The 12592-nt window shown below is 36.3% G+C and carries 18 protein-coding genes; 7 read left to right on the top strand and 11 right to left on the bottom strand.

Annotated elements, in window-relative coordinates; translation table 11 throughout:
* The 4 genes from ACJJVU_RS07950 to ACJJVU_RS07935 all read left to right on the top strand — a co-directional run bounded on the left by ACJJVU_RS07950 (position 1) and on the right by ACJJVU_RS07935 (position 2721).
* Entirely contained in the window at positions 1-291 is a 291-nt protein-coding gene (locus ACJJVU_RS07950; RefSeq protein WP_339849425.1) for a chaperone modulator CbpM, read from the top strand.
* Positions 291-755: a DinB family protein gene (locus tag ACJJVU_RS07945; RefSeq protein WP_405223977.1), complete on the top strand. Its 465-nt coding sequence runs from the start codon at positions 291-293 to the stop codon at positions 753-755. The genes ACJJVU_RS07950 and ACJJVU_RS07945 overlap by 1 nt, the downstream gene beginning before the upstream one ends.
* A 5-nt stretch (positions 756-760) precedes the next feature.
* Positions 761-1681, top strand: coding sequence for a mechanosensitive ion channel family protein (locus ACJJVU_RS07940; RefSeq protein ID WP_405223975.1), 921 nt, complete (start codon positions 761-763; stop codon positions 1679-1681).
* 140 nt (positions 1682-1821) lie between these two features.
* Entirely contained in the window at positions 1822-2721 is a 900-nt protein-coding gene (locus ACJJVU_RS07935; protein WP_405223973.1) for an RsiV family protein, read from the top strand.
* Positions 2722-2794: 73 nt separating this feature from the next.
* On the opposite strand, the gene ACJJVU_RS07930 is transcribed toward ACJJVU_RS07935, so the two are convergent.
* The 3 genes from ACJJVU_RS07930 to ACJJVU_RS07920 all read right to left on the bottom strand — a co-directional run bounded on the left by ACJJVU_RS07930 (position 2795) and on the right by ACJJVU_RS07920 (position 4610).
* On the bottom strand, positions 2795-3631 hold the full coding sequence (locus ACJJVU_RS07930) for a universal stress protein (protein WP_405223971.1): 837 nt from the start codon (positions 3629-3631) through the stop codon (positions 2795-2797).
* A gap of 11 nt (positions 3632-3642) precedes the next feature.
* A complete protein-coding gene (locus ACJJVU_RS07925) occupies positions 3643-3942 on the bottom strand; it encodes an HPF/RaiA family ribosome-associated protein (RefSeq protein ID WP_405223969.1) in 300 nt (99 codons plus the stop codon).
* A 98-nt stretch (positions 3943-4040) separates the two neighbouring features.
* Complete coding sequence (locus tag ACJJVU_RS07920) at positions 4041-4610, bottom strand: hypothetical protein (RefSeq protein ID WP_013751825.1); 570 nt, start codon at positions 4608-4610, stop codon at positions 4041-4043.
* A gap of 156 nt (positions 4611-4766) precedes the next feature.
* On the opposite strand from ACJJVU_RS07920, the gene ACJJVU_RS07915 reads away from it, so the two are divergent.
* Genes ACJJVU_RS07915 through ACJJVU_RS07905 form a run of 3 tightly spaced genes read left to right on the top strand, consistent with a single transcriptional unit; the run spans position 4767 to position 6785 of the window.
* Positions 4767-5267 carry a GTP-binding protein gene (locus ACJJVU_RS07915; RefSeq protein WP_405223967.1) on the top strand — a complete coding sequence of 167 codons (501 nt, stop codon included), beginning with the start codon at positions 4767-4769 and terminating at the stop codon, positions 5265-5267.
* Between the two features lie 43 nt (positions 5268-5310).
* Positions 5311-5964 (top strand): uracil phosphoribosyltransferase, encoded by a 654-nt coding sequence (upp, locus tag ACJJVU_RS07910; protein ID WP_013751823.1) that lies wholly within the window; start codon positions 5311-5313, stop codon positions 5962-5964.
* A 59-nt stretch (positions 5965-6023) separates the two neighbouring features.
* Positions 6024-6785, top strand: coding sequence for a patatin-like phospholipase family protein (locus tag ACJJVU_RS07905; RefSeq protein ID WP_298327487.1), 762 nt, complete (start codon positions 6024-6026; stop codon positions 6783-6785).
* Positions 6786-6898: 113 nt separating this feature from the next.
* Here ACJJVU_RS07905 and ACJJVU_RS07900 read toward each other — a convergent pair whose 3' ends face one another.
* The 8 genes from ACJJVU_RS07900 to ACJJVU_RS07865 all read right to left on the bottom strand — a co-directional run bounded on the left by ACJJVU_RS07900 (position 6899) and on the right by ACJJVU_RS07865 (position 12572).
* Complete coding sequence (locus ACJJVU_RS07900) at positions 6899-7630, bottom strand: sulfite exporter TauE/SafE family protein (protein ID WP_405223964.1); 732 nt, start codon at positions 7628-7630, stop codon at positions 6899-6901.
* Positions 7631-7641: 11 nt separating this feature from the next.
* Entirely contained in the window at positions 7642-8490 is an 849-nt protein-coding gene (locus ACJJVU_RS07895; RefSeq protein WP_405223962.1) for a universal stress protein, read from the bottom strand.
* A 109-nt stretch (positions 8491-8599) separates the two neighbouring features.
* The gene (locus ACJJVU_RS07890) at positions 8600-9124 is read right to left on the bottom strand and encodes a YetF domain-containing protein (protein WP_339849397.1); all 525 of its coding nucleotides are present in this window, start codon (positions 9122-9124) and stop codon (positions 8600-8602) included.
* A 65-nt stretch (positions 9125-9189) separates the two neighbouring features.
* On the bottom strand, positions 9190-9588 hold the full coding sequence (locus tag ACJJVU_RS07885) for a VOC family protein (RefSeq protein WP_013751818.1): 399 nt from the start codon (positions 9586-9588) through the stop codon (positions 9190-9192).
* Between the two features lie 172 nt (positions 9589-9760).
* Complete coding sequence (locus ACJJVU_RS07880) at positions 9761-10216, bottom strand: BLUF domain-containing protein (protein ID WP_405223959.1); 456 nt, start codon at positions 10214-10216, stop codon at positions 9761-9763.
* 64 nt (positions 10217-10280) lie between these two features.
* The gene (locus ACJJVU_RS07875; RefSeq protein ID WP_013751816.1) at positions 10281-10757 is read right to left on the bottom strand and encodes a PA2169 family four-helix-bundle protein; all 477 of its coding nucleotides are present in this window, start codon (positions 10755-10757) and stop codon (positions 10281-10283) included.
* Positions 10758-10847: 90 nt separating this feature from the next.
* Positions 10848-10970 (bottom strand): hypothetical protein, encoded by a 123-nt coding sequence (locus ACJJVU_RS07870; protein ID WP_405223957.1) that lies wholly within the window; start codon positions 10968-10970, stop codon positions 10848-10850.
* Positions 10971-11237: 267 nt separating this feature from the next.
* The gene (locus tag ACJJVU_RS07865) at positions 11238-12572 is read right to left on the bottom strand and encodes a GIY-YIG nuclease family protein (protein ID WP_405223955.1); all 1335 of its coding nucleotides are present in this window, start codon (positions 12570-12572) and stop codon (positions 11238-11240) included.
* Positions 12573-12592: the final 20 nt, after the last annotated feature.

Raw genomic sequence — 12592 nt, 5'->3', positions numbered from 1 at the left:
ATGGAAAAACACATCTTAATACCCGCCGAAAACTTCTGTACAAGTCATGAGATTGCACTAACATTTATAGAAGATTTAAACAACTTTGGACTTGTTACTGTAGTGACTAAAGAGAACACGCTCTTTATACCAGAAACAGAAGTTCAAAAACTTGAACGCATTCTTGTTTTTAATCAAGAGCTCGACATTAACCTACCCGGTATTGAAACGATTTTTCATCTATTAGAACGTCTTGAAAAAATGCAACATCATCTGAGCGAGCTAGAAAACCAACTTAAAAGATTTCAATAATGGCTACACAAACTTCATTATTACTAGCATTATGGGAAGAAGCGCATACACGACTAGAGGATAAACTCCATTTAATTACAGAAGAAGATTTACAAAAAAAACTATCTCCATCTCCTAATAGTTTAGGTTTCTTACTAAGACATATTGCAGAGGTGGAATTATTATTTGCCAAAAATGTTTTTGGAGCAAAAGACACAAAAATCATTGCAAAAACGGTTATCGCAAAGCATGATACTGGTGAGTGGGTAGATCTCAACGCGCTTAAGGACATCTTAAAAAGATCAAAATCTGTTTTAAAGGCAATTATAGAGAAGCAAGTAGATGCAGACTGGGAGACAGTTATTGAGACCACAGAATTTGGTGCAAAAACAAAAGCGCAAGCCCTAGGTCGTATCACATCACATACTGCATATCACGCAGGACAAATCGGGATTATTCTCAAATATGGGGAGGCAAAAAATTAATTATCTTGGATCAACTAGAATACATAAGAAACTGGTTTACGGAGCATCCCGCAGGTATTGATGTAATACGCTATGTTTTATGGGTGCTTTTTATTGTTATAATCGTACAACTAGTACGTAAGTTTCTTAAGAAAAGATTACCCAATACAAACACTCGTTACAAATCTCAAAAAGCGATTGAAATTGTGGGTTACGTCTTTATCGCCTTATTATCAGTTTCCTATTTTACTGGAAATATAGAAGACTTTACGCTCGCCATTGGGTTATTTTCTGCAGGAATAGCATTTACTTTACAAGAACTTATCCTCAGTATTGCTGGCTCTTTATACATTTTTATAGTAAAAGTATATGCGCCTGGAGACCGCATAGAGATTAATGGGATTAAAGGAGATGTGATCGATATAGATAGCATTTACACCACCATGATGGAAATAGGAGAATGGGTAAGCTCAGATAATTATAGCGGCCGAATTGTAAAACTGAGTAATGCCTTTGTTTTTAAAGGACCTATTTATAATTACTCCCAAGATTTTCCTTTTATCTGGGATGAATTTAATCTCCCCATTCATCATAGTTCAGATATGGCACTTACAAAAGAGATTATCACAAATGTTGCACAAGAGGTACTTGGAGACTATGTAAATTTTGCGCGCGATCACTGGCAGCAAGTTGTTGCAAAGTACTACATAGAAGATGCCCTTGTTGCTCCTAGCCTTGCCATCACGCTCACAGATAACTGGGTGCAATTTAATTTGAGATATATAGTAGACTACAAAAAGCGTAGGATCACAAAGGATCTTCTTCAGTCTCGTATTCAACAAGCGATTCTTAAAACCAATGACCAAGTGGTTATCGCCTCTACCACTCTTGAGGTTATTAAAATGCCGCCTACTACTATTAATATGACTACAACTACCACAAAATAGGGTGGATTTTTAAGGTACGCTTTCGCGAAAGCGAATTAAAAAAATATGTACTTCTTCTTGTTGTAACACATCTAAGCTGACGGATATCATAGTAATCTATCAATCTCAAAATTACATTTACGACACTTAAAAACATCATTATGAAAACCTATCTAACCCTAATCGCCATATTATTACTAGCTAGCTGCAAAGAACCTACAGATAAACTGAAGAAAACACCATTAAATACCGAACCTCAGAAAGAAGCCGGATTACTCGATCCAGACTCTGCAGATTCTCTGTACCTCACAGATAAGGACATCATGGAAATTCAAGCAAAAAGTCAGCTTTCAAAAAAAGAAGCGTTGATCAAAATACCAGATGATCGCACAATTTTAAAAGCCGTTGTAGAGTCAAAAATTCTATATAAAGAGGCAGACGATTATCTTCTAGATTACACCTATCCTTATCTTAACGAGACTGTAAACCCTAATTACAAGGCATTTAATGAATATATGGCAGAGAGTTACTTAAATGTAGAGCGCACTGTAAATGAGATTCTTGAGGATAAAGAATTACTATGCGACACTTTAAGTATTAAACGTTTTAGAGATAAACGTATTATAGATTTTAAACTGCATGCAAATGAGAGAAATCTTGTAAGTATACTGCTCTATAAAGAAAATTATTACTCAGGAATGTTGCACTCTACTTACATGTTTGACTGTCTTAATTACAATGTAGATAAGGAGGAGTTTATCTATTTTGACGACTTTTTTATCGCTGGAGCAGAGAAGAAAGTATTTGATTTAATTAATCAAACCATTTATGAGCAAATTCACTCTGGCGAAATGTTTTATGACTGCTGGGAAATATCTGATACCGACTTTAAAGCCTATAAAAATAACTTTGTAATTAACGATAACGCTATTGAGTTTTACTTTGACGACTGTATCATTTGCCCTTCATATACCGGCCAGTATAGCGTTGTAATACCGCTCATAGAAATTATGCATCTTATAGAGCACTATCAACAACCTTTGTTGCTAGCTTCAAGATAATTCATCTAAAAGTCAAGCATAAAAGAGGGTGAGTTTCTTGAGAAACTCACCCTCTTTAATTGGAAGTTGTGCGCTACATTTTAAAAGTAAACACAGGTAGTGTTGAGTGATTTGCTATATTCTCTGCCACGCTCCCAGCAAAGAAATGTGCTAGCCCTTTACGACCATGAGTAGGCATTGCAAGTGCATCTGCACCTACCTTTTCTGCATATTCATAAAGTCCGCTCTCTATGGTGTAACCGTTTACAATCACAAGATCTTCTTGATGTAATTCTGTCCCAAACTCTGCTGCACGCATAAAGGCTGCCATGGTTTCTTCTATCTCCTTTGAGCTTTTAAAGCGATCTGTAGGGAGATTCACATATACAAGATGGATACGAGCCTCCATTTCTTCAAATAGTGGAATTGCGTCTCTATATGCTTTGATATTTTCTAATTTAAAGTCACAGGCAAAAACAACATTCTTAGGTATAAAAGAGGTCATTTTTTCTTTAACTACTAGCACGGGAATGGTGGAGCTACGCACCACTTTCTCAGTATTTGACCCTACAAACTCTTCTCTGAGTCCTTTAACCCCATGCGACCCCATGACTATTAAATCTACTTCCTGCTGAGATGCCAGCTCGTTGATATCTTGAAAAACTGTATGATTTTGAACTTCTTCGGTCACTGTGATACCTTTCATATAAGGTTTGTTTCTAAACTCTTTAAATTGCTTTTCGGCAAGTTTCATATGGAAGACAGCTTGGTTTACTCCTTCGCTTTCATCCTTAGGAAGAAGACTATCTGATAAGCCTAACATGTGGAGCAATATAATCTCTGCGTTGTGCGCTTTCGCGAAAGCGGAAGCAGTCTCAAGTGCATATTCTGAATGCTCAGAAAAGTCTACGGGTACAAGTATCTTTTTCATAATAAATTGATTTAGTGTGCTTTTAATATTGCTTTGCGTTTACTCAGTTGTTTATCGAGGTCTGAGATGGTTTCCTTCATTGCTGTTTCAAAGTGTACAGCGGTTGTAGTGGCAAATAGTCTAGGCCTAGGAGCACTTATTTCTATCTCACATATTTGATGGGCAGCTGCAGAAGTATTCTCCACCTTAAAGTATACCTGAGCTCTTATAAGTTCTGGATACTTTTTATTGAGTTTATTGAGATGCTCTATCGTAGCAGCACTTAATGTATCACTCTCTTGAATTTTTACGTATTGAAATGTAATTGTCATAATATGTAGTGTTTACAGTAAATCTAGAAAGAAAGAGCAGTGTATACTATGATAATTATCAGCTGCTGTATACTTACTTTATATCATCATTAATCCTATTAAAAACTCCTTCTCAATGCTGCTGTAATAGAAATATTACCAAAGGAGATATGGCGATATTCACCTGCTTCTTGATATCTGTGTGAAGAGTTTCCGTAGCGCACCTCTGGAAGCACATGCCAGTTCCCTAAGCTTATAATTTTCATCCCCAGCCCTAGATGAGTACCAATTGCGGGATCTGTTTTAATAATAAAATTTCCTTCAGTACGCTCTGTGTCTACGGTCATTAGGGTTAAGCCAGCTCGTACATAAAAAGGATTTTTCTGGGATTCAAGTATAGAGAATGACACCATCCCTCCAAAGAGAAAACCTTTTTGTATAAATTCTATATCAGACTCTTCAAAACCTTCATCCGTATCAAAGCGATTCCAGATAAGACCGCCATATAGATCTGTGCGCTTACCTATAGATAAAACTCCTGTCAACTCTAGTCCATTACCTATGCGCAACTTTTGATTTGCTACTTCACGAGTAGGAATATGTAAAGTAGGTCGTAACTCTACGCTCCATACTTGAGCATAACTGGACATGGTAAGACCTAACAAAAGAAGTTGGAAAAGATGTTTCATATGTCGTAATTATTGAGAGATATAACTACTCAAAGCTATTGGCTACGTATAGGGAATACTATGACAACGGTCATATTACATGCCATAGAACAGAACTATATTTATAATATACATCGCCCTACTAGTATGATAATAATTACTAGAAACATCTAACCTATGGAACTTCCTAATGATATTGTATTAAGACCGCGTTTTACGCTTGAGTATACGGTGCTTCCAGAAACGATTCTACGAGCTTATGAAGATGTAGGGGCAATCTCAAAAGACTTTTTAGTACATCGAGCAGATGATCATATTTTTATAAGTATTCCTAAGAATGAGCAACACTTCTGGTCTCCACAACTACATCTTGAAATCTACAAAATTGATTCACAACCTACAGTAATAAAGGGACTTTATGGACCTAGCCCAACGGTATGGACACTATTTATGTTTTTTCATTTTGTAGTTTTTATTCTATTTATGGCAAGTGTAGTATGGTTATACACTAACATTACTTTGACACTATCTTACATATTTCCATTATTAGGGATGATACTGCTTTTTCTTATTTGGATTGGTCTTTATATTGCGGGTAGAATAGGAAAAAAAACAGGTAGAACAGAAATGTACCGACTACAATCCTTTATGTACTCCGTGTTAAAAAAGGTCTTATAAGTCTGCCTTTCTATATATTTATATCTCATTAAAAATTCTTGATATGCACATACACGATTACTCTAAAGATCATTCTATCCTTAACCAGTTTATTTATGAGTTGAGAGACCATGATATTCAGAAAGATGCAATGCGTTTTAGAAAAAATATTGAACGTGTCGGAGAAATTCTAGCTTATGAAATGAGTAAATCATTAGAGTTTGATACTAAAAAGGTACAAACTCCTTTAGGTGAAAAGGAAATGAGTTTACCACAACAAGACATTGTGTTGTGCTCTATATTACGTGCGGGATTACCATTACATCAAGGACTCCTCAATTATTTTGACGGAGCAGAAAATGCATTTATATCTGCCTATAGAAATCACCCTAATGATGATGATGAATTTGAGGTTATTGTAAAATATCTAGCGGCTCCATCGCTTGAGGGTAAGACGTTAATCCTTACGGATCCTATGCTTGCAACGGGTAAAACGCTTAAAAATGTGCTTGATGCATTAAAACCTCATGGCACACCAGCACAAATACACATTATCTCAGTAATTGGTTCTCAAGAAGGAGTTGATTATGTGCAAAAGGAATTTCCAGAGAGCACACATTTGTGGATTTCGGCTATTGATCATAAGCTTAGTTCAAAAGGATATATTATTCCGGGTCTAGGTGATGCTGGAGATTTGAGTTATGGTGTGAAGTTGTAAGTAAATCTTAAGATATTCCTTTACACGGTTTGCTATCTTAGCATTATAATAAATCAATCATGAACATAGGTCTTTCTTTTTCTGGAGGCGGAATTAAAGGTGTTGCTCATCTGGGCGTACTCAAAGCATTATCAGAACATAATATTAAACCTACGCATATTTCTGGCACTAGTGCTGGCGCTATTGTAGGTGCGCTATATGCTGCTGGTCACGACTGGGAAGCGATTTATGATTTTTTTAAAACAACGCCTGTTTTCTCCATAAAAAGATTTGCTCGAAGGAAACCTGGCTTCTTAGATTCCTTGTTATTTCACAAAGACCTATCGGCATATTTCTCAGAAGATAGTTTTGAGTCCCTACAACTTCCATTATCCATTACAGCGACTACGGTGATTACTGGCCAACTGCGCACTTTTGACGCTGGTCCTTTAATTAATCCAGTTATCGCATCTGCTTCTTTTCCTGGGATTTTTACTCCCATAGAGATTGACGGTGTTCATTACTTTGACGGCGGTGTGATAGATGACTTTCCTATAGAACCACTTGTACCCAAGTGTGACCTTATTATCGGTAGTTATGTAAATCCGCTGAGTGCTATTGAAATAGGAGATTTAAAATACTCATATCAAGTACTCAATAGAGCTTATGAAATCAACTTACATCAAAAAGGACTCAACAAGTTCAAAGACTGTGATTTATTAATATGCCCAGAGAAGTTAGCCAAATTTGGTACTTTCAGCATGCGAAGTATTCCTGCGATTTTTGAGATTGGTTATGAAGAGGCTTGTAAGCAACTTGAAAATTCTGATCTTTTTAAGTAGGTTTTCAAGACTTTGTATGGTGATAATAACGCTTTCGCGAAAGCGTAACAACCTTTTACATCAATCATAGCATTTACAACAGAGAGCTCATAACTCTAGATAGCTGAACTCTTTTAAATATAATCTGACGCAATACTGACGATACCAACGAGTAAAATCAATACAAGTACAAAAGTTCTAAATTGCTCTTGCGAAAAATGGTTTAAAATTTTCTTACCTATCCATGTACCAATGACTGCTACTACGAGTAATAATGGAGCTAGGTAAAGATCATGCGTATGTATGTATCCGTTATAAAAATAAATGACAGTCCTACTAAAGTCTACACCAAGATCAATCACCGCAGAGGTTGCAATAAAAGTTGCCTTATCCATCTTGAAGGCTGCCATGGTAATACCTCGTATGGCTCCACCAGTGCCTAGCAATCCTGCACTCAAACCAGAAAGTATACCTCCCGTGATTGCATTTTTAGGAGAATCTTTGATGGTTAGTTTTTTAAATATCAAAAAAGTAAGACTCAAGAGAATGAGAAATATGCCCAGTATAAGTCCTAGAAATGTAGGGTCTACATACTTGCTTGCAAATGCTCCTATCGTCACAAAAATTACGGCAGGAATACCTAGATAAAGCAAGAGACGCTTCTCTAAGCCCTTTCTAAAAAAAGCGATCTTAGTAACGTTGCTAGACAAGTGAAATAGTGCCGTGATACCAAGTACCGATTGAAAATCAAAGTAGAAATTTGCTATGGGCACAAAAAATACTGATGACCCAAATCCACCTACGGTTCCTAAAATTTCGGCCAGTAAGGCTAGTAATAAAAATACGGGAAGGTATCTAGTGAGCATACAACCTAAGGTTAAGAGTTACAATCTCTTAATATCAACAAGGGTGTAGTCACAGTATTAACAATCTGTGATAGATGCGAATATGAAAAAATACGTTCTAAAAAAGTTTGATTTTTGGCGGATAGTACTTGAAGTTGGCAAGATCTCTTCAATAGAGATTCTCTTATTACCGCTACGGGATTTTCATCTATGTGCCTAGCGTAGCTTATGGTTGTGCTTGGAAATAACTTCTGGATTTCTGTATGCTCATATTCAAATTCATGATCTTCCATATGAAAGCCAAAGGTGAGTCTCAGAACATCTATACTAGATGCATATTTATGAGTTATGTCAATTAATGGTTCCTTACCACACATCTCAAAAGTATCATCATAATCAAGTAAATACTGTATTCTCTTAGGAGTTATAAATCTATACTTTTCTGGAATTACGAGTACAGGACACTCCACTTTTCTTATAATTCTAAGAGCATGTGAGCTGAATATATTTTCAACAATCCCGGTTTTACCATCTGTACCACATACTACTAAATCAATATTATATGCAGTAACAGCCTGGCTTATGGCATCTGTAAATACATCATAATCCACATGACCTTGAAAAGTGAATGAACTATTGTTATAAGTTTCTTTATAATGACCAATCATTGCATCCACCTTGGTTCTATTATCACCAAGTAATGCGTTGTCTATATTTCCTTTAGGACTAGAGGTCATTAAATCATCTGTGGTGTACTCCCAAGTTTTTTGGATACTAAGTAAGTGAAACTCGCACTCTTGCCCTTTAAAAAAGTCAAAAGCGTATGCATGAGCATTATCAGATTTTAACGTGAAGTCTGTAAGTAAAAGGATATTTTTCATAATAGTGGTGGTCTTTCTCAAACCTACCTACAACTATGAAAATAAACTATGACTTATATCAGCTCCTATTTTTACGTCTATCTGAAATATAAAAACGAAAACAAGTCAATTAATGAATGCGCACGCCTTCTAAAAGTTGATCATTAAGTTTGTTGTCTCCGTCGTCATGAAGTACAGACATGTCTCCCGTACTTTCTAGTACAACAGCTCTTACCTCACTGTAGTCGAGCACGTTTGCTTCCCTTAGTTTTGCAATCAAATCTCCCTCACCTACGTTTGATTTTTCTAAGTTTTTATAAAGAATCTTCCCGTCCTTCATTAACAATAATGGATCATTAGTAGCAAGGTTTTTAAAAAAATCACTTTTCCTTACTAGCAAGGCAAATAAAGTTTGAAAAGCAATAATACCCGCTAGTGCGATTCCTCCTTTAAGAAGTGATTGGTCTGGGTTGAGAATAATGGATGCAAGTACAGAACCTACCGCAATGGTTGATGCAAAGTCAAAGCTTGACATCTTTGCAAATGTGCGTAAACCAGAAATTCTCGTGATAATAATCATCACTGTAAATATGGCTATTATTGATATTAATACTTTACCTAAAATGGGCATTGATGCGGTCATCCAGTTTTCCATGTATTTTTATTTTTAAGATTAAAAAAGCCCTCTTGTGAGGGCTTTACTTTGTGTTTTCTGTGGATTTATTTGGCATTTACCATCCACTCTACTCCAAATTGATCGGTACAACGTCCATAATGTGCGTTCCAACTAGTCTCTTGAAATGGTGAATTAATTTTTCCTTGAGCGCTTAACGCTTCAAATGCAGATTGAGCCTCTGCGGTATCGCTATAATCTAGACTCATACACACCTTATTACCTGAAGTAAGTGGTGTATCTGGTGCTGCATCATACGCCATAAAGTGAAATCCTTTTCCTTTAAGTTCTGCATGTTGCAGCTTGTTGCGGTAATGCTCTGGAATATCTGTTTCCTTTCCTTCCCAAGTCTCGCGGTTTACAACCTCTCCACCTAGGATTCCTTTATAAAAATTTAATGCCTCTTGGCAATTTCCGTCAAATGATAAATATGCTTGTGCTTTCATAATAATTGGTTTTATATAAATTTAAAAACATAAAACCGTGTCTCAATACACATTATAAAAACCTAAAGAATATTTTAACGGGAAGCGTGAGAAGTGTTAAGGGTAGTCGCAGTTATTAACGTTAGGTTAAAGGAATATCTGTTTAAAAATATAATCCCTACAACTCATACTTTCATGCTAGCCTTGCAGACAGTGCCATGGAATTGAGAATACCTACAACATTTGCTTCAAAGGGATGGTTTGTGGTAATCGAAAGGTATTTATTTATCTCGTTAATCTCATCACTTCCTAGACCTACTCTAAAAGAACTATTGTACGATGAGAAAAATGGACTATCAATCGTGGTATTAAACAGCTTTAAAATATTTGTATGGCGGTCATCTGCTTGAATTCTTTCAAACAGCTCATTGATTTCCTTTTCCTCTCCTTCTAGTATTTGAAAAAATCGATTTGATGCACTTATAAGAACACCATTTACACCGTGTCCAATATTATAAATTTGAGATTTTTTTAGAAGTATACTTACTTCTGAATGAGTTAAATTACAATGATGCTCACTGATATAACAGACGGTTTTGAACCTCTTTGGGGAGCTGCCAATCCATTTAAAAAGTTTTCCAAATATCATATTGCTTCATAAGGTAGCAAAAAAAAAGCCACCCGAAGGTGGCTTTTTTCTTACTTGATAGGGTCTAGAATAAATCTTCTATCTTCTTTATATCATTTACAGATTTTTTTACCTGTAGTAATTGATTTGTGAGTACGCTTGTAATTTCAACTGGAAACGCTTGGTTTTCCATCACTTCGTTGTACTCCTCTATACTCGCTTTATCTCCACGAATGCATTCTTCAAGGATTCCCTCGTCTGAGTTTGAGCTAAAAGCATCTTTAATACTCATCCATGTTCTATGGATACTTCCTTTTGTGCTTCCAGATTCCTTTGGAGTTTCATTGAGCTTTAAAATAATGTCACTTATCTCTGTGGCAAATGTTGCTCTTGTTGCTGCCTTGTTCTTGAGGTAGTCTTTTAAGTAACTATTATCTGCCTTGAGCATTGCTTCTTTGTATCCTTCCTCTGCATCGTAATTCTTTTCTAGAATTCCTTGTAAGTTATTTACGATATCTATGTGAGATTGTTCTCTTGCTGCTTCTGCTGTTGTCTGTTTCATAATTGTTAGTTTTAAAAGTGTCTCTTAAAAGAAACACATGATTAGTTAATATGTGTACGTTATCGGTACATCGTAGCAATATTATAAGTGCTACTCTTCCTCGTTCATATTAAGATCTTTGGATGATGGTTTATCTCTTCCACCATATCCTAATCCGTTAGGACGTTCGTTGGTATCCTTTATATCTGTCTTCGTTATTTTATCTCTTTCCATCTCTTTTTTTTATAAAATTACGAGAGACTCTTTGTTTTAAAATGACATTTAATCTTATTTAACTCCATGTGTTAGAGCGCTCTTAAAATAAAAAATGCCTTAGCAGACATTATTATAACAACCGAAAATGATTCGATTTTCACACAAAAAATCAACCAAAACAGCTCTTACCTCCTACACACAAGAGGATGTATCAAATAAGAAAAAGTGCCTTTTAATGAACATAAAAACAGCAAAATGGCAGTGAAAGTGGGAAATTAAAGCGCGTTATCTTAAGAAATTTTTAATAACTCCGCGTTTTTTCAGGTGAGTGAGGATACTTCGGCTGGTGTAATACGTATGTTCTTGAGGAATAAGATACGCCTCAAGATCTTCTATGGTATTTACCGTTTCTTGATTTGTAATATATCCATATCCCATATAAATCCCGTCTACCACAAGCACAAATGATCGCTCGTTGCTAGTTCTCCCTATGAGGTCTAGGTAGTAGGTTTCTTCTTTACTCGTGAGAGTTTCCAGCGCTTTGTATACTCTTGCATTGTATATTTCCTTGGGTTCTTCTCCCCTACATACGCCCTTACAAGCTTTGCTAGAGCAAGAACCAGCAGTACGTTCTACACCCATAAATCTTGGACATAGCGCGTGCATTATTTGTAATAGTTTGAGTTGCTGGATTACAGAATCTCTATTAAAAGAAACGGTATGACAGGAGTCTGTGTAGCTCTTTTCTGTGGGTACAATTCTCAAGATTCCTTTGGCATCTATTTTAGATTCCACAATCCATGGGTTGTTGGTCTCTATCTGTTGCGAATTATAGATAGGTGCAAGTTGTTTAATCTCTGCCGACTCTTTGAGTAATGCAATCAACTCGTTTCCCGTTTCCACATATTCTACAGCGACGGTTTCTTTGCACAGGGTCTTTTCAAAAACTAATCTGCTCTTAAAATGCGAAATCACTCGCTTTTTTAAGTCGACTGCTTTTCCTACGTAAATCACTTCGTCGGCTGCGTTTCTAAAGTAGTACACGCCACTTGTTTTAGGTAAATGGTCATATAGGCTTGTGGTAGCGATGGTGTTTTGTTCCGCTTTCGCGAAAGCGTAACTCTCATTATCATCCACACTAGCCTTAATTTGAAACAATTGAGCCAGTCCTCGAGCATTCATGCCAGCTTTCAAAGAATCATACTCCACCGAATGAATAGCTGCAGTTTCCGCAAAAGATAGTTGTGCAGCGCTGCTACTTTTTCTGGAGGAAGTAGCATTAAAAATAAGGGAAGACTTCCCTAGTGGATAGCCAATCTCCCTAAAACTGCTGCGTAGCAATTGCTGTGAGAAATTATCAAAATATGCAATCTCACAGTCTTCCAGGTTGTCGATGAGTAAACTCGCGATATCTATGAATGATGGTGCTTTTCGCAGTGATTTATTAGTTATCCCGTAAGTAAATTCCTGATCTGGAGAAAGCACTTGAAGCGGTTTGATAAGGCTCTCATGATAATACAACTCCTCTTCATCATCAAAAACGACCACAGAAAATGCAATAGCGCTCGCTATTTTTAAATTATTACTGTTAGTTTGTAGATCTAAGAAGGCTCTTCTCAATATATTGAAGTGTAGGATAA

Source organism: Dokdonia sp. Asnod1-B02, from assembly GCF_045063955.1.
Classification (GTDB): Bacteria; Bacteroidota; Bacteroidia; order Flavobacteriales; family Flavobacteriaceae; genus Dokdonia.
Note: the sequence above shows the minus strand (reverse complement) of the source record. Positions and strands in the feature narration are given on the sequence as shown.